Consider the following 17,742-nt stretch of genomic DNA (forward strand, 5'->3'; position numbering starts at 1 on the left):
CTGTCCTATGGCTCATGAAGCATTGTTAACGGAACCAACAGACGTCACTTTATTTTTGGATTACCTCGCTTCACGTGGAAGAAAGGAAAGTACGATCCGGCGCTACCGGTATGACCTTCAGGATTTTTACGCCTTTGTCTCCGTCGAACTTGAGGAGGATCGTCCGCCTGCTTCAAAGCGAATCACCCCTTCGCTTCTCGAAGGCTATTTTTCCCTGCTCGCTGAGGGCAGGCATTACCATGCCAAGACGATCAAACGAATTCACACCGTGCTGCTTCGTTACTTTTCGTTTCTTCACAGCACACAGCGTATCGCTTCCAATCCAATGACAGGTATTACAGCGGAAGAAGCCGTGACAGAAAGCCTTCAGGAAAAAGACCTCGTTTTTCCTGCTGAAGTGAAAAAATTGTTTCATTCGCTTCGTTCCGACGCCGGCCTCTCTGCCCGTCAGGCTGCCGTTCGTCCCATGCTTGCCCCAAGGAACCTGCTGATGATTCAGCTGTTCCTGCAGCACGGACTTCGGCTTCAGGAGCTTTCCACGCTTACTTACCGCCAGGTTAATCTGGGAAAAGGGGAGCTTGCGATTTCGGAATTCACCGGCAATCCCAGAATTGTACAGCTGTCAGCTGCTGAAAAAAAGCTTTTTTTCCAGTACTTTCAGCTGATTCCGGAGCCGGTGCGGCCGTCATACCCCCATCATCCTGTATTTGTGGCCTTTGACTTCCAGCGCCAGACGTACCGCTGGAGTTATGAAAATGATGCCCCGAAAAATCTGACGGAGGTCGCTATACAGAAAATGCTGCGTGAAGAACGCCGCCGGGCAGGCATTGACCGGGCCTTTTCTGCAAAGCATTTCCGGAACACCTATATAGTGAATGAATTGAAAAAAGGCATTAGTCCCGAACATATGAAAGAAACGCTTGGCCTGCAGTCTATTCTAACATTAAACAAGTACATTTCCTTTGTAAATCAGGCAGACAGCTAAAAAAAGAAGGTCCCCATCAGCCGGGGGCCTTCTTTTGTGTTTAGGATTCATCTGTATCAGGGGTAGTCTGAAGCGGCACATTGCGCTGCGGCGAAAATGTAGAAATAGCATGCTTATACACCAGCTGCTGTTTGCCGTCACTGTCCAGAACAATGGTAAAATTATCAAATGCTTTAATGTGGCCTCTGAGTTGAAATCCATTCGTTAAAAATACTGTCACTGGAATTTTGTCTTTTCGGAGCGTATTTAAGTATTGGTCCTGAATATTAACATGTTTCATTGTCTGGATCTCCCCTCTGCTTTCTTCCTGCTTGTATACCTTTCGACAGAGGCTGCCTGATTCCTTCAAGATACGAAAGAAGTTTTGCCTGCTTTGCAGCGGTGGAAGTATCTGTCATATTCATCCATTCCACATCTTCTTTATTCCGAAACCACGTCAGCTGTCTTTTTGCATAATTTCTTGAGTGCTGTTTTAACGTATCGAGCGCCTGCTCGAGCGTAGACTCCTGACGCAGGTAGGGAAACAGCTCCTTGTAACCAATCGCCTGAGCTGCCTGTACATCCGGCCCCGCATTTTCGAGCAGCCACTGTGCTTCTTCGATCAGACCGGCAGCCGCCATCTGATCGACCCTGTCATTAATACGTTTATAAAGGACGTCTCTTTTTATATCCAGACCGATCATTCGGACCGTATAAGGACTTTCTGCTTCTTCCTGTTCAGTAAAAGCTTTTGTGCGGCCGCCCTGCTGCTTTAAAATTTCCAGCGCACGAATCACGCGCCGGGCATTATTTGGATGAATCCGTTCTGCAGCCGCGCTGTCCTGTAAACGGAGCTGTTCATGCAGCCGCTCTTTTCCGTGTTCAGCAAGCTGCCTTTCCAGCTCCGCCCTGTACTCGGGATCTGATTCGCTCTGCTGAAAATCAAAATTTCTCGTCAGGGCACGGATGTAGAGGCCGGTTCCTCCGACGATGACAGGAACTTTTCCCCGGCGGCTGATGTCTTCAATCCACCCTGCTGCCCGGTCTTTAAAATCTGCTGCAGTATATGCCTCATGAATCGTTTTTATATCGATTCCATGGTGCGGCACGGCTTTTCTTTCTGCAGGAGAAGCTTTGGCAGTGCCGATATCAAGGCCCTGATAGGCCTGCATCGAATCGCCGCTGATAATTTCTCCGCCTAGCTGCTCGGCTATCATCATACCTGCTTCTGTTTTTCCCGACGCAGTGGGGCCGACAATAATAATTACTTCTTGTTTCGTCATCGTTTAAACGTCCTTTTCCAATATGCCATAAGCGAACGCTGCATGGCTTTTTTTCCTGACCGCTTCCGGAAAGGTATTCCAAACCGGACTTCTGGCGTGCTCTTTAAACACGACTCTCTTCCGGCAGACCCGGAGCGCCTCCCGGACGTCCGCTGCCTGAAGCCCACCATAGCTTGCAGCCTCTCTCAGCGGCTCCATAGAGGACGATTCAGCTAAGGCTTCATGAAACATCGGATCGAAGTATACAACGTCCCACGAAGCATCAGAAGCTTCCCGGAGCCACTCTGAATAGTCTGCATGCATCGTGCGTACGCGCTCCATCGCTTCGTTTAATAACAGATCCGGCTGCTTCCATTGCTGCAGCCCCTTTTTCACTACTTCTTCGATCTCTTTAGTTTTCTCCAGTGCCTGCACCTGACCTGTCTTTCCTGATGCAGCACTCAGAACAATGCTGTCCGAGCCGAGACCGAGCGTACAGTCCAGCACGCTCATTCCCTCTGAAATGCCGGCAGCTTCGATCAGCGGATCCCTGCCTCCATCCATAACACGCTTCGCCCGGAGTTTTGCCATGCTCGGATGAAAAAAGAAGCCGTTTCTGCTGTTGGGAGGATAAAAGATGTCCGCCTCATCACCCGCTACATAAATAGCTTCCCCTGTTTCAAGAAGCCATTTTTTTATCGAGCGTTTATTCCTCTGCTGGTAGGAGGCGTCCCAGCGGACCGCAAGCGCTTCGGCCTTTTGTGCAGTGATCGCCCCGGCGGATTTTGTTGTCGTTATAATCATACTGTATGTCGCCTGCCTGTCTATTTAAACGTGAAAAAAGCGCCGTTTCGGCGCTATTAGTTATCGGACTGTGACCGTTTCAAAAAGTAATACGCCATGATGACACTTACTACAATAACAAAAAAAGAAATACCGCCGATAGCTACGACATCTAGTGCTGACATGAGCTGATTCCCCCCGCTATGTAATATTTGTTTTTATTATAGCATACATAAGCGGGGGAACAGGGAAAAATGAGAGCGCTTTTTTACTGGATTCGTTTAAACATTTTCTCCATATCGTACGAGGAAAAATGGATCACGATCGGGCGCCCGTGCGGACACGTATATGGTTCTCGGCACGTACCGAGTTTTTCGATAAGAGCAGCTATCTCATCTCTGCGAAGGTGGCGGTTGGCTTTGATCGCTGCCTTGCAGGACATTAAGATCGCTGCTTCTTCCCGGACTTTATGCGTGCTGATATTTTTTTCCTGCTGCAGCTGCTCGAGCAGTTCCCGTATAACCGATTCTGCTTCCTGAGCCGGGAACCAGGTAGGCTGCGACCGGATCCGGAACGTGTTTTCCCCGAATTCCTCCAAATATACGCCTGCCTGTTCCAGTTCTTCACGGGAGTTTCGTAATCACCATCTTTTCCTGGCTGGTCACTTCAAACGTCAGCGGAAATCAACAGATCCTGCATTTCTCCATTCACGCTGCCGATTTTTTCGCGGAAAAACTCATAAAATATCCGCTCCTGGGCAGCATGCTGATCAATAATATACATGCCGTCCCGGCTCTGCGTCAGCAGATATGTCCCGTGCAGCTGGCCGATCGGCTCCAGCTCAAGCAGTTCTCTGTGCTGATATAACCCCGCTTCGTTCTCAGGCTCTGTCCTGTAGTTTTCTTCCGCTGCAGGCGGTTCTTCTACAGAAGCAGGGATTTCCTGAATGGAGGGCTCCGTAAGTGATTCCGGTTCCGCTACTGCCTCTGCACGCTGCCAGTCCTGCTGCTCCTGACGAAATTCCGGCGGCGCGGTTTTCTCCACTTTAGGAGGTATTTCCCGCTTTTCCTGCTGCAGGGGAAGTTCCAGCGCTTCCGACTGCATACGTCTGCCCCGTGCCATATCTGCTTCCGGAATGAGGGACAGCTGCTGCAGAGCCTGTTTGATCGTATGCTCCACGTCATGAAGCATTTCTTTTTCTTTACTAAGACGCACTTCCATTTTTGATGGATGAACGTTGACGTCCATTAACGTCGGGTTCAGCCTAATATGAAGCACGGCCATTGGATGACGGCCAATCGGAAGCAGCGTATGATATGCCTGCTCTATTGCTTTTGTAAGTGGATAATGGCGGATAAACCGTTCATTTAAAAAGGTAGACATATAATGACGGGAGGCCCGGTTGATTTCCGGCTTGGCTATATAACCGGTTACCGTATAATCGTTTGATTCATGATGAATCGGAAGAAAAGATTTTGCGGTCTGCCTGCCGTAAATGGATGCAATAACTGTCTGCAGTCTGCCGTCCCCGTTGGTGTGCAGGATTTGTTTCCCATTATGGGCCAGCCGGAACGAAATATCGGGCCTCGACATGGCAAGACGGTTAATAATATCACTAACTTTGCCTACTTCCGTATGAACGGTTTTCATGTATTTCAACCGTGCCGGCGTATTAAAAAATAAATCGCGGACGCTGATTTCCGTTCCCTTCCGGCTTTTGGACGAAGTCAGCGTAATCCGTCTTCCCCCCTGATAGCGGAGAAGCGTCCCTGCATCGCGTCCATTACCGGTTTCCATTTCCAGCTGCGACACGGCGGCGATACTCGGCAGTGCTTCCCCGCGGAATCCAAGCGTGTGGATATCAAATAAATCTTTTTCAGAGGTGATTTTACTCGTCGCATGGCGGTAAAAGGCAAGGTCTGCGTCTTCACGGTCCATGCCGCTTCCATTATCTACAACCCGGATTAAAGACAGACCCCCTTCCTCGAGGTCGACCTGGATGCGGGTGCCGCCTGCATCAATCGCATTTTCCACTAATTCTTTTACTACGGAACTCGGGCGCTCCACAACTTCGCCTGCCGCTATTTTATTGGATAAATCGTCCGGCAGTTTCGTGATTTTAGCCATTGTTTTCTCCCTTCCTCATCAGCGGAGTCTCTGCTGCATCCGGTAAAGCTTCTCAAGTGCTTCCATCGGCGATAAATGAAGTACGTCTGTTTTACGGATATCCTCCAGGATTGGATGAAGCTTTCCGTTTTTTGCTTTCGCTGCTTCGGCCTGTTCTTCTTCCTGAAACAGCGTCAGCTGGGTCGGCTCATCGTTTGCAGGGGCTGCTTCCCGGATGGAGACAGGTTCAACCGTTCCCCTGCTTTTTTCTTTCTGCTCAAGCTGCTTTAACAGCTCATCTGCTCTGCTCAGCAGGGGATCCGGAAGATCGGCAAGCTTCGCTACGTGAATGCCGTAGCTTTCATCCGCGCTTCCTTCCTCCACTTTATGCAGAAAGACAATCTGCCCTTCCTCTTCAATCGCCCGTACATGAACATTCTGCAGATTGGGAAGAGAATCAGCGATGGTCGTTAATTCATGGTAATGCGTTGAAAACATTGTCTTCGCGCCGATGCTTTCATGTATATGTTCAATAATGGCCTGGGCAAGCGCCATACCGTCATAGGTGGACGTTCCTCTGCCAATCTCATCAAGCAGTATCAGACTATTTTTGGACGCATGGGAGAGCGCATAGTTGGTTTCAAGCATCTCTACCATAAAGGTGCTTTGTCCGGATGCCAGATCATCAGCGGCTCCAATTCTCGTGAATACTTGATCAAAAATAGGCAGCTCTGCTTCCTCTGCCGGTACAAAGCAGCCGGTCTGGGACATGATTGAAATCAAAGCAGCTTGTCTCATAAAGGTGCTTTTACCAGACATATTCGGCCCGGTGATAAGCAGCATATTGCGGCCCTGGTCCATATAAACATCGTTTGCCACGTATTCTCCCGGGCCTACAATTTTTTCCACGACCGGATGCCGGCCGTTTTTAATATGGACGCTGCCATCCCTGCTCATCTGCGGCCGGACGTAGCCCTGGCGGTCGCTTAGTTCGGCAAATCCCTGCAGCACATCAAGCTGGCTTATTACAAGCGCTGCTTCCTGCAGAGGACGAAGATACGTTTTCACCTTTTCTCTTAGTTCTAAAAAGAGCGTATGTTCAAGTTCTATACTTTTTTCCTGGGCGCCGAGAATCAACGCTTCTTTCTCTTTCAGCTCGGGGGTTGTAAAACGCTCAGCGTTCGTCAACGTCTGCTTCCGGTCATATCTTCCCTCAGGCAGAAGCGGAATGTTCGCTTTTGTCACTTCGATATAATATCCAAACACACGATTAAAGCCTACCTTAAGGGATTTTATGCCCGTGGCCTGCTTTTCATCACGCTCCAGCTCGGAGATCCACTGCCGGCCGTTTGTGCTCGCTTCACGGTATTCGTCCAGCGTCTCGTGAAAGCCCATGCGGAACATCCCGCCTTCTGTAATAAGAGCGGGAGGTTCTTCCACCAGTCCGTCTTCCAACAGTTCCAGCAGTCCATGAAACTGATCAAGCGGAGTAATCCATTCCTGAAGCAGGCCATTATCCACCTGCTTTAAAATCGAAATAATTTCGGGCAGCTCCTGAAGCGTGCGGCGCATCTGTACAAGCTCCCGCGCGTTCACGTTTCCAAAGGCCGCCTTACCGGCAAGCCGCTCCAGGTCATAAACAAACTTAAGACGGTCCCTCAGGTCTCCTCTTTCAAAGAAATGGTCGAGCAGGGACTGCACAATACTCTGGCGGTCCGTTATTTCTTTTTCCTGAAGCAGAGGCTCTTCCATCCAGCTTTTTACCCGGCGTGCACCCATCGCTGTCATCGTCTGGTCCATCAGCCAGAGCAGGGAGCCTTTTTTCTTATGGTCCCGGATCGTTTCGGTAAGTTCCAGATTCCGCCGTGAATTCCGGTCCAGCTGCATTTTTTGACGGGGTTCGTACAGATGAATCGGCTGCAGATGATCAAGCGAACGCTTCTGCGTCCGCGACAAGTAGCTGCTTAATAAACCGAAAGCACGCAGGATGGCTGCACTGCTTATATGGGTACAGAGAGAGGAGAATTCTTCTGGAATCTCAGCTGATTTCTGAACCGAAAACGTGCCGGCAAACGTTTTCCACTCCCCGTCTTCAGGTTCTTCCTGCAGAATAAGTTCTTTCACGTTAGCTTTAGAAGCCTCCTGCTCCCAGGCGGGCCGGTCGGCTTCCAGCCGGGCACCGTAAATTTCGCCGGTTGTTAAATCGGCTTTTACAAAACCGGCTGTGCCATCCTCCTGCTGGTAATGGGCAGCAATAAAATTATTTTCTTTTTCATGAATGGCCCGGCCTTCCATAACGGTTCCCGGCGTTATCAGGTTAACGACTTCTCTTTTTACGACACCTTTGGCCGTTTTCGGATCTTCCACCTGCTCACAGACCGCAATTTTGTACCCTTTTTCAATCAACGTGGAAATATACCCTTCTGCCGAATGATGCGGCACCCCGCACATAGGAATATCCTGATCCCCTTTGCTTCCGCGCTTCGTCAGCGTAATCTCCAATTCCTGCGCAGCTTTTACTGCGTCTTCGAAAAACAATTCATAAAAATCACCTAAACGGTAAAATAAAAAAGCATCGGTATATTCTGCTTTAATTCGTTTATATTGCTGCATCATTGGCGTTTCCTGAGTCACAAAAATCATTCCTCCAGCTTTTCAATCGCTTTATATCTGTTTTATTATAGCATAGCTGATTCCTTCCCCTAAACGAAGGAAGCCTCTTGTTTAAAAATTACTATGGTTTGTGAAATTATATAATAATGTTTTATTTTGATCTATAATGAAAAAGCAGCCGGCGTTTAGGTTAATAAACGCCGGCCGGCCCTTTGAACAAAATGCAGCTTACTTTTTTGTGATATTCATAAATGGATTATGGTTTGTCGTACCCTGCAGCTTGTCTCCACCCGTTGACTCAATAATTGTATCTGTCACCGTATTGGAAATAGACGTGGAGACGAGCTGCAGCAGATGATTTACTTCTGTCTGGCTCTGCTGGAACTCCACGACGAGCGGAATACTTTCAATTTCTGCATTCAGCTCATCAATTTCACGCTCTGTTTCTTTCAGCGCCTCGTGCTTTTGGTAGTGCTGCAGGTTTACCGCTTCTTTTTGTTTGGCTTTTATTTTTCCGATCAGTTCCTGCACACGCAGGTTTTTATTGATCTGCGCTTCTGCGCGCTTGAAAAAATCGACTTCTTCGGTCTCTGCGATCATAGATCCCAGTTCTTTGGCTTTCGCCAGCACGTCTGCTTTTGTTGCATACTGCTGTTCCATCGTTACACCTCCGCCATTTCTACAAGCTCTCCGTTTAGGGACCATGTTTTTGCTTCTGTAATTCTCGTATAAATGACCTGGCCGATGCAGCTTGACGGCGCGGCTACGTTGACCATTTTATTTGTTCTCGTACGACCGGATAGGACGTTTTCGTTTTTCTTGCTGACGCCTTCAATCAGCACTTCGACCACTTTACCTTCGAGTTCAGCATTGCGGCGTGCAGAAATATCGTTGACGAGCTTATTCAGGCGGGCAAGCCGCTCTTTTTTTACTTCCATTGGGACGTTGTCTTCCATTTTTGCAGCCGGTGTATTATCCCTTGGGGAATAAATATACGTATAGGCAATATCGTAATCCATTTCCTCTACGAGCGACATCGTTTCTTCAAACTGGGCGTCCGTTTCGTTTGGAAAGCCGACGATAATATCCGTTGTAAACGAGGCGTGCGGAATAGCTGCTTTAATTTTGCCGGCAAGCTCGACGTACTGCTCTCTCGTATACTTACGGGCCATCAGCTTCAGCACTTCACTGCTTCCGGACTGTACGGGCAGATGAATGTGTTCGACGAGGTTGCCGCCTTTGGCGAGCACTTCGATCAGATGATCATCAAAATCACGAGGATGACTTGTCGTAAAGCGAATCCTCGGAATATCAATTTTGTGCAGGTCATCCATTAAATGCCCCAGCCGGTAGTTGCCTTCGAGATCTTTGCCGTAGGCGTTTACGTTCTGGCCCAAAAGCGTAATCTCTTTATAGCCCTGTCTGGCCAGATCCCGGACTTCGTGAATAATATCTTCCGGCATCCGGCTTCGTTCTTTTCCTCTTGTATAAGGCACAATACAGTATGTACAGAACTTGTCACAGCCGTACATAATGTTTACCCATGCCTGTGTTTTTCCAGCGCGTTTGCGGGGCATGTTTTCGACAACATCGCCTTCTTTGGACCATACTTCAACGACCATTTCTTTTCCTAAAATAGCATCCTGAAGCAGTTCAGGCACCCGGTGAATATTGTGTGTACCAAAGATAAGATCCACATGGTTATGCTTTTGAAGGATACGATTTACGACGGTTTCTTCCTGGGACATACAGCCGCATACGCCGATAATAAGCTCCGGTTTTTCCAGTTTAAGCGGTTTTAAATGGCCGAGTTCTCCAAACACTTTATTTTCGGCATTTTCGCGGATCGCGCACGTATTTAAAAAGATAACGTCTGCTTCTGTCGTTTCCGATGTTTCTGTAAAGCCCATTTCTTCGAGGATACCTGACATATTTTCGGTATCATGTACATTCATCTGGCAGCCATACGTGCGGATTAAATATTTTTCCCACGGCCCATCTGGCGCATTTCTTCGGGGACGTTGAAGCCATACTGAACTTCCACTTCTTCTTTGCCGCGCTTTTTCCCCTTTTTAAAATCGGGCTGTTCGTTAATTTGAATGCTGCGGCCGCCGATTTTCATATACTGGCGACCTTCTTTTTCCTCTATGGAAGCGCTCGAAAAGTCAAAATAGGCGCTGTAGTCTTTCTGTGGTGTATCCTTTTTGTCATGATTATATGAGGGTGATTCGTTGAGCTGTTGTTTTCTCTGGTCTTCGTTCATTACGCCCTCTCCTTTCTCTCTGTTCCTTCAAGGAAGGCTTATAGCTTTCTTCTTTATACATTGTAGTATATTAACGCCGCGCTGTATAGAAGCTCCGACTACTCGGTGCGGAGCCTGCGGTAGCGATTGGCGGCAGCAGCGATTTCCACCGTCCGAGGAAGGGCCATTTCTCCCGGATGAACGCCTTCATGAATGGAAAAGCCGTCGAGTCCTTTTTCTTTATAGATTTTATCAATATAGCGGAACGCTTCCTCAAACGACACCGCGCGGGAAGCAAAATGCTTTTCAAGTGCCTGGATTATCCGGGCCACTGCTTCTGTCTGGCTCGTGTTGACAATCTGCTCCACGCTGGAAATATCAATTGTTTCTTTTCCATACATAATCGTGCTGCGCCCTTTTGCGCCTGCCTTCGTTTTCCTGCCCCGGCTTGCATCAAAACTGTTCCACTGTATTTTCCGGCCGGCAGGGAGCGGAGCAGCGCTTTCTTCGGGTTCTTCTCTTAGATCTTTTTCAGCAATCCGGTGGGCTTTTTCTGTTACATCATACGGAATGTACTCATCCATCATCAGAACCGTATCCGCTTTACTGAAATAATCCCCGGTGCCGCCGACAACTAATATCGTAGAAACACCGTGTTCTTTGTACAAAGGACGAACCCTTGATACAAATGGCGTTATCGGTTCCTTTCTGCTGTGAACGAGCTCCTGCATGCGGCTGTCACGGATCATAAAATTCGTGGCACTTGTATCCTCATCAATCAGCAGGCAGCGGCTCCCTGCTTCCAGGCTTTCCATAATATTTGCGGCCTGGGATGTACTGCCACTTGCATTTTCTGTTGTAAATTGAGCCGTGTTTTTTTTATTTGGCAGGTTGGATATAAACATGGAAATATCCGTCCGGGTCACACTGCGTCCGTCTTCAGCCCTTATTTTTGCTGCATCGGCCAACGTGATCACATATTCGCGTCCGTCTCCCCGGCGGTGATTATATACGCCGCTTTCGATTGCTTCGAGCAGGGTGCTTTTGCCGTGATAGCCGCCTCCGGTAATAAGCGTTACGCCTTCCTTTATCAGCATTCCGGAAATTGGGCTGCGGTGGGGAAGCGGGATCGTCACTTCCATGGAGGGCGGAGATTGAAACGTGCGGGCTTCTGCGCTTTTCATTGGACGGCTGCTGATGCCGCTCTCCCGGGGAAGAACGGACCCGTTTGCAATAAATCCGGCTGCTTTGTTTTCTGTTAGATAACGGCGGATTTCATCCTGCTGATCAGCAAGTTCCAGCGCTTCTTTCAGGCTTTTCTGTTCAAATTGATGAACCGCTTTTTTCACGGCAGCCGGAAGCCTTCCGGTTAACCGTTCTTCCGCCTGTTTCCCCATTATAGTGCGTCCTTTTGCCGGCAGGTGTACCGAAAGCCTTACTTCCAGTTCGCCGGCGCTGATTTTTACAGCGGTACGATCCATGACCTCCTGTCCCGGGCCATCAATTAAAATTCCTCCCTGGTCTTTTCCGCTGCGGAGCTCTTTCATCATCCGCTCAGCGAAATAGTCAATCACTGCTGTTTTACGGGAAGGAGTCGTTTGTTCATCTTTCCCAATACCGAGATCTTTCAGGGAGATGACCACCCGTACTTTGGATGGTGAAGCATAAGGATCCGCCTGCACATGATCCACTTTGAGTGTAAATCCTTCAAATGTATAAGATCCTTTTATATCGTTATAGGCTTTATAGCCTTTTTTATCAATCCGCTGTAGCTGCTTTTTTAATTGCTGCATCTATATCGTTTCCTCCTTAAAATAATAACAGGCACAGAAAAGGCACCTGATTTTCAGGTGCCTGCCTTTTATATACGGCTCCGTAACTAATGTTGTCTATTCCTCCATGATAGAGCCCGGGACAGAAAAAATCAAGGCTGCCTGCTTTTACGAACCTGCACTGGAAATAGGAAGCACGAAGGACGTAAAAAACAGGACGCCAGCGCCCTGTTTTCCAGTTACCTTGGTTCTACTATGAGTTTGATAGCCGTCCGCTCTTCCCCGTCAATAACAATATCTGTAAAAGCGGGGATACATACTAAATCAATACCGCTCGGTGCAACAAATCCACGGGCTATAGCAATGGCTTTTACAGACTGGTTAATGGCGCCTGCACCTATCGCCTGAATTTCTGCTGCTCCTTTTTCTCTAATTACACCGGCTAAGGCACCTGCTACAGAGTTTGGGGTTGACTTGGCTGATACTTTTAATACTTCCATTAATAGTACCTCCTTGTGTGGGTTAAAGCCTGGACCATTGTTTTAATAGTATTCAAGAGAAGAACGGAAAAATCCTCCTTTTTCTGGTAACTGTTTTTTAAAAAATCAAAGGATTTTGACAATTAAATATAGAGGGGAAAAACCCTCCGGTGCTTCATTCAAAGAATGGATGATCCTCGTCTATTTGGATGCGTTTAATGGAAACGGCACGTCCGGTTTTATCGTCTGCATCAATAAGGACTGCACTTAATTGTTCCCGTCCCTGCGCCACTTCAAACCTAGCCGGCAGGCCGGTCTTGAATTTATAAAGAACGCTTTCCCGTTCCATTCCAAGTATGCCGTCACGCGGGCCGGTCATTCCTACATCACTTAAATAAGCTGTTCCTTCCGGCAGAATTCTTTCATCCGCGGTCTGGACGTGGGTATGCGTGCCGACAACAGCTGTTGCTCTTCCGTCGAGCGTCCAGCCCATCGCCTGCTTTTCACTCGTTGCTTCTGCATGAAAATCAACAAAAACAAAAGGGGTTCTCGCTCTGGCTTCCTCGATCAGCTCTTCTGCTTTTTGAAAAGGATCATCGCTTGCCTGCATAAACGTACGTCCAATCAAATTGATCACGGCGACTTCGAGCGTATTTATTTTCACATACGTACAGCCGACTCCCGGTACGCCTGCAGGAAGGTTAGCGGGTCTCACCAGCCGCGGGGCATTCCCGATGAATTCAAAAATTTCCCGATTATCCCACGTATGGTTCCCCATCGTAATAGCCTGGGCTCCGCTTTCCAAAAAGCCTTTGTATATCTTCTCTGTAATACCGCGTCCACCGGCAGCATTTTCCCCATTTACGATCGTCACGGCGGGCTTGTATTTTTTCTTTAATTTCGGCAGATACTCCGTAATCATTTTGCGGCCGGGAGAGCCGACCACATCCCCTACAAATAATAATTTCATTCTACACGTCCTCTTTTCTTTCAAACTTTCAGCGTATTATTTAACGAAAAAAATAAAGCGGCGCTGCCGCCGCTTTATTTAGCATACTCTACTGCTCTTGTTTCACGGATAACGGTTACCCGGATATGTCCCGGATAATCCAGTTCATTTTCAATCCGTTTTGTGATATCACGTGCCAGACGGTGGGCTACCACATCATCTACAATTTCTGGTTTTACCATGATGCGGACTTCACGTCCGGCCTGAATAGCATAGGTTTTCTCCACGCCCTCAAAAGACTCTGAAATTTCTTCGAGCTTTTCCAGACGGCGGATATACGTTTCAAGCGTCTCACGTCTTGCCCGGGACGCGCTGCTGACAGCGCATCCGCTGCGGCTACAAGTGTCGCAATAACAGAAGTTGCTTCCGTATCACCGTGGTGGGAAGCGATACTATTAATAACCACACTATTTTCCCTGTACTTCTGACCAAGTTCTACGCCGATTTCAACGTGGCTTCCTTCCACTTCATGGTCAATCGCTTTACCGATGTCATGAAGCAGGCCGGCGCGGCGTGCCAGATGTTCGTCTTCTCCAAGCTCTGCAGCCATCATAGCCGTTAAATGGGCTACTTCCATAGAGTGCTTCAGGACGTTTTGTCCATAGCTTGTACGATAGCGCAGACGTCCGAGAATTTTTATTAAATCCGGGTGCAGGTTGTGAATACCCATTTCAAAGGTAGCCTGTTCCCCGTATTCCCGGATCATTTCATCGATTTCACGGCGGGATTTCTCTACCGTTTCTTCAATGCGGGCCGGGTGAATGCGCCCGTCCTGTACAAGCTTATCTAAAGCTGTACGGGCAATTTCTCTTCGAATAGGGTCAAAACCGGATAAAATAACAGCTTCAGGCGTATCATCAATAATAAGATCAATTCCCGTCAATGTCTCAAGAGCACGGATATTACGGCCTTCACGACCGATAATACGTCCCTTCATTTCATCATTTGGAAGGTTTACTACCGACACGGTTGTTTCCGCGACGTGATCTGCTGCACAGCGCTGAATGGCAAGCGAAAGTATTTCTTTGGATTTTTTGTTTGCTTCCTCTTTCGCACGGGCCGTTTCTTCTTTGACGAGTACGGCCAGATCATGCTGCAGTTCCTTCTCGACATCGCGGCGTATGATATCCTGCGCTTCTTCGCGGGTCAAGCCGGAAATTCTATTTAATTCTTCCTGCTGTTGAGATAAAATCTCCTCCACTTTGCTGTTTTTATCGTCCACCTGTCGTTGTTTATCAGCGAGAGTTTCCTCTCTTCTTTCCAACGATTCTTCTTTTTTATCCAGGGTTTCACTTTTACGGTCCAGAGTTTCTTCTTTATGCAACAGACGCGATTCTTGTTTCTGCACTTCATTCCGTCGGTCTCTTACATCCTGTTCCGCCTCAGCGCGAAGCTGATGAGCCTTGTCCTTCGCTTCTAATACAGCCTCTTTCTTGCTGGCTTCTGCTTTTCGCTCTGCATCTTCCACGATATTTTTAGCTGCCTGTTCTGCACTAGAAATCTTCGCTTCTGCAATAGAACGACGTACAAAATAGCCTGCAAATCCACTTAAAGCTGCAACGACAATAAGCAAAATGGAGATGAGTAAGATATTATCCATACTTGTCACCTCCTCTTGCTATCTAGTTTTGCCTCCTGTTACCTCCAGGAGAATGCCCTTTTCTTCATTTCAATCTTCACATGCCTGACGGGCATGCTTTTACTGTTTTTTTATCCAGAAAAGAAAAAAGCGTTTCATTGTACTTTTATGCATGAAACGGTAAGATACCAAAAACCTTCCAAAAGACGTATACCAGACATCTTCCGGACGCTTTATTCGGTATCTGCTACTTAATTGTATCCTTATGAAAGATACATGTCAAGATATTGTAATCGTTGAAACCCTTATCTTATAAGGATTTCAGACGGTTTCTTCGATACCCGGGGCTTTATGTATGCCATTTCATTCTTTAAGGCATGAAAGGAAAAAAAGATCATACGTTCTCTTCAGGCAGGCAGAAAAGGATGCTTCCTTTGCACGGAGGCATCCTTCATTAAAAATAATAAAGCGGTTATTCGGGACTGACTAAAATTTTTATCTGGCTTTTATCATGAGCGAGCTGTTCAAATCCCTGTACCACGACTTCAGCAAGCGTAATTTTGTTTGTAACCATGGTTTCACCTTTAAAGTACCCTTGTTTCATTAATTCCATCACAGCTGGGTACACATGGCGGTAGGCAATAATTCCTTTTACTGTTTTTTCTTTTATGACAAGATCGTTCGGGGAAATCGACGCCTCTGATTCCCAAATACTTACAATTACCGTTTCTCCTCCACTGTGGCTGCTGTTAATACATTGATTCAGCACTTTCGGTATTCCGGTTACTTCAAAAGAAACATCCACTCCTCCATTTGTGAGCCGCTGAATTTCGGCCGCCGGATCTGTTTCAGTCGGATCAATAACGTGAGCGCCAAGGCTTCCTGCCATTTTTTTACGAGAGTCGGACACCTCAACAGCGAATACTTTGGAAGCTCCTGCAGCCCGCAGCGCTTCCAGCACAAGCAGGCCGATAGGTCCAGTGCCATATACAGCGGCCGTGTCGCCGGCTTTTAAACTGCTCCGTCGCACCGCGTGCAACGCTACTGCCGCCGGTTCGACAAGCGCTCCCTGCTCATAGGAGAGTTCTTCAGGCAGTTTATGCACCATGTGTTCTCCTACTACCGTATATTCCGAAAAACCTCCGCCTCCTCCTGACAGACCGTGAAACCCTAATAATGGAGATAAATTATACTTTTCATCTATATAGGAGCCTTTTTCATGAGGAGCCAGAATCGGTTCAACCGCTATCCGATCGCCCGGCACTACTTTCGTTACACCCTCGCCAACTTCAACCACTTCTCCTGCGAATTCATGTCCCATAATAATAGGTGCTTTGTCCCCGCTGATAGGATGCGGTGCTTCTACAGGTATAAAAATAGGTCCTGCCAGATATTCATGCAGGTCGCTTCCGCAGATTCCGCACCATTTCACTTTAATTTTAACTTCATACGCACCTGCCGCCGGCTCCTCTACATCTTCCACGGTAACATGTTTGGCTTTATGCCATAACGCTGCCTTCATTTTATTCCTCCTTGTCGAAATAAAAATAGTGGTTCTTTTATTAGTGTAGCCGATACGGCGGATGCTGCCTGTGAGCCATGTCACATTCATGAAAAAAACACCGTCCATTGTGGACAGTGCTTTCTGAGCGTATCGTTATTCGTCTTCGAGAGAAAGAGCCGGTTCTGTTTCCTGTTTCACATCTTCTTCAGGTGTGATGGTTAAATTGTGGTGTTCACGGACACGCCGCTCGATTGCATTCAATATTTCCGGATGCTCTTTTAAATACTGCTTGGAATTTTCGCGTCCCTGGCCGAGGCGTTCGCCTTCATAGGAATACCAGGCACCACTTTTCAGAACGATATCCAGTTCGGCTGCAATATCAAGCACCGAGCCTTCACGGGAAATTCCTTCGCCGTACATAATGTCCACCTCTGCTACTTTAAACGGAGGTGCCACTTTATTTTTTACGACTTTAATTCTCGTTTTGTTACCGATCATTTCATTTCCCTGTTTCAGCGTTTCCGCGCGTCTTACGTCAAGGCGTACGGAAGAGTAGAACTTAAGCGCTCGTCCGCCTGGAGTTGTTTCCGGGCTTCCGAACATAACGCCGACTTTTTCACGGATCTGGTTAATAAATACGCAGATCGAGTTTGACTTGCTGATCGCACCGGATAGTTTACGAAGCGCCTGAGACATTAGGCGGGCCTGAAGACCAACGTGGGTATCGCCCATTTCTCCTTCAATCTCTGCTTTTGGTACAAGCGCTGCTACGGAGTCAACAACGATCATTTCGACCGCGCCGCTTCGTACAAGTGCTTCTGCTATTTCAAGCGCCTGTTCCCCTGTGTCCGGCTGGGACAGAAGAAGTTCATCAATGTTGACGCCAAGCTTGGCTGCATATGCCGGATCGAGCGCGTGCTCTGCATCGATAAATGCCGCCTGGCCGCCGCCGCGCTGCACTTCTGCAATCGCATGAAGGGCAACTGTTGTTTTACCTGAAGATTCCGGTCCGTAAATTTCAATAACACGGCCGCGCGGGTACCCGCCTACTCCAAGGGCAATATCAACTGCCAGTGTACCACTTGAAATAGTGGATACGCGGCGGTCGGTCTGCTCCCCCATTTTCATTATGGATCCTTTTCCAAACTGCTTTTCAATATTTTTCAACGCCTGGTCGAGCGCGGCTTTTCTATCATTCATATGATCTCTCCTTTTTATTAAATGCTGTTTTTTTCCAATGCCTCCCCCGATTTATTGGAAAAAAGAAGGAACGCTGGTGAATCGCTGCTGCACTTTATCGCTAAATACATCATACCCTTTTTTGTTCCGTTTGCCAACTAATTTGCGAACATCCATTCGCTTTTTTTATTATTTTTTCCAGAGGGGCAGTAACGGCGGCTAATGGAAAAGCTGCCTGCTTCGATGCAGG

General features: G+C 47.8%; 11 protein-coding genes and 3 pseudogenes. 1 reads left to right on the forward strand and 13 read right to left on the reverse strand.

Annotated features, from left to right (window positions below):
* Nucleotides 1–7 precede the first annotated feature (7 nt).
* The gene (locus MMY81_RS14220; RefSeq protein WP_252313441.1) at nucleotides 8–985 is read left to right on the forward strand and encodes a tyrosine-type recombinase/integrase; all 978 of its coding nucleotides are present in this window, start codon (nucleotides 8–10) and stop codon (nucleotides 983–985) included.
* Nucleotides 986–1,025: 40 nt separating this feature from the next.
* Here the strand turns inward: MMY81_RS14220 and hfq are convergent, their stop codons facing one another.
* From hfq to recA, 13 genes and pseudogenes are all read right to left on the reverse strand, one after another.
* The gene (hfq, locus tag MMY81_RS14225; RefSeq protein ID WP_120192190.1) at nucleotides 1,026–1,265 is read right to left on the reverse strand and encodes an RNA chaperone Hfq; all 240 of its coding nucleotides are present in this window, start codon (nucleotides 1,263–1,265) and stop codon (nucleotides 1,026–1,028) included.
* On the reverse strand, nucleotides 1,252–2,247 hold the full coding sequence (gene miaA, locus MMY81_RS14230; protein WP_252313442.1) for a tRNA (adenosine(37)-N6)-dimethylallyltransferase MiaA: 996 nt from the start codon (nucleotides 2,245–2,247) through the stop codon (nucleotides 1,252–1,254). Before miaA ends, hfq begins: the two co-directional genes overlap by 14 nt.
* Before the next feature lie 3 nt (nucleotides 2,248–2,250).
* Entirely contained in the window at nucleotides 2,251–3,030 is a 780-nt protein-coding gene (locus tag MMY81_RS14235; RefSeq protein WP_252313443.1) for a class I SAM-dependent methyltransferase, read from the reverse strand.
* A 247-nt stretch (nucleotides 3,031–3,277) separates the two neighbouring features.
* Nucleotides 3,278–5,136, reverse strand: a pseudogene (gene mutL, locus MMY81_RS14240) (DNA mismatch repair endonuclease MutL).
* An 18-nt stretch (nucleotides 5,137–5,154) separates the two neighbouring features.
* Nucleotides 5,155–7,749 carry a DNA mismatch repair protein MutS gene (mutS, locus tag MMY81_RS14245; RefSeq protein ID WP_252313525.1) on the reverse strand — a complete coding sequence of 865 codons (2,595 nt, stop codon included), beginning with the start codon at nucleotides 7,747–7,749 and terminating at the stop codon, nucleotides 5,155–5,157.
* A gap of 207 nt (nucleotides 7,750–7,956) precedes the next feature.
* Nucleotides 7,957–8,388 carry a YlbF/YmcA family competence regulator gene (locus MMY81_RS14250; RefSeq protein WP_120192194.1) on the reverse strand — a complete coding sequence of 144 codons (432 nt, stop codon included), beginning with the start codon at nucleotides 8,386–8,388 and terminating at the stop codon, nucleotides 7,957–7,959.
* Between the two features lie 2 nt (nucleotides 8,389–8,390).
* Nucleotides 8,391–9,991: pseudogene (gene miaB, locus MMY81_RS14255) on the reverse strand (tRNA (N6-isopentenyl adenosine(37)-C2)-methylthiotransferase MiaB).
* A 98-nt stretch (nucleotides 9,992–10,089) separates the two neighbouring features.
* Entirely contained in the window at nucleotides 10,090–11,763 is a 1,674-nt protein-coding gene (locus MMY81_RS14260) for an ABC-ATPase domain-containing protein (protein ID WP_252313444.1), read from the reverse strand.
* 218 nt (nucleotides 11,764–11,981) lie between these two features.
* Complete coding sequence (locus MMY81_RS14265; RefSeq protein WP_252313445.1) at nucleotides 11,982–12,242, reverse strand: stage V sporulation protein S; 261 nt, start codon at nucleotides 12,240–12,242, stop codon at nucleotides 11,982–11,984.
* Between the two features lie 154 nt (nucleotides 12,243–12,396).
* Nucleotides 12,397–13,191, reverse strand: coding sequence for a TIGR00282 family metallophosphoesterase (locus MMY81_RS14270; RefSeq protein ID WP_120192198.1), 795 nt, complete (start codon nucleotides 13,189–13,191; stop codon nucleotides 12,397–12,399).
* Nucleotides 13,192–13,265: 74 nt separating this feature from the next.
* Nucleotides 13,266–14,830, reverse strand: a pseudogene (rny, locus tag MMY81_RS14275) (ribonuclease Y).
* 451 nt (nucleotides 14,831–15,281) lie between these two features.
* Complete coding sequence (locus MMY81_RS14280; RefSeq protein ID WP_252313526.1) at nucleotides 15,282–16,331, reverse strand: 2,3-butanediol dehydrogenase; 1,050 nt, start codon at nucleotides 16,329–16,331, stop codon at nucleotides 15,282–15,284.
* 135 nt (nucleotides 16,332–16,466) lie between these two features.
* A complete protein-coding gene (recA, locus tag MMY81_RS14285) occupies nucleotides 16,467–17,513 on the reverse strand; it encodes a recombinase RecA (RefSeq protein ID WP_120192201.1) in 1,047 nt (348 codons plus the stop codon).
* Nucleotides 17,514–17,742: the final 229 nt, after the last annotated feature.

The organism is Sinobaca sp. H24 (assembly GCF_023845525.1).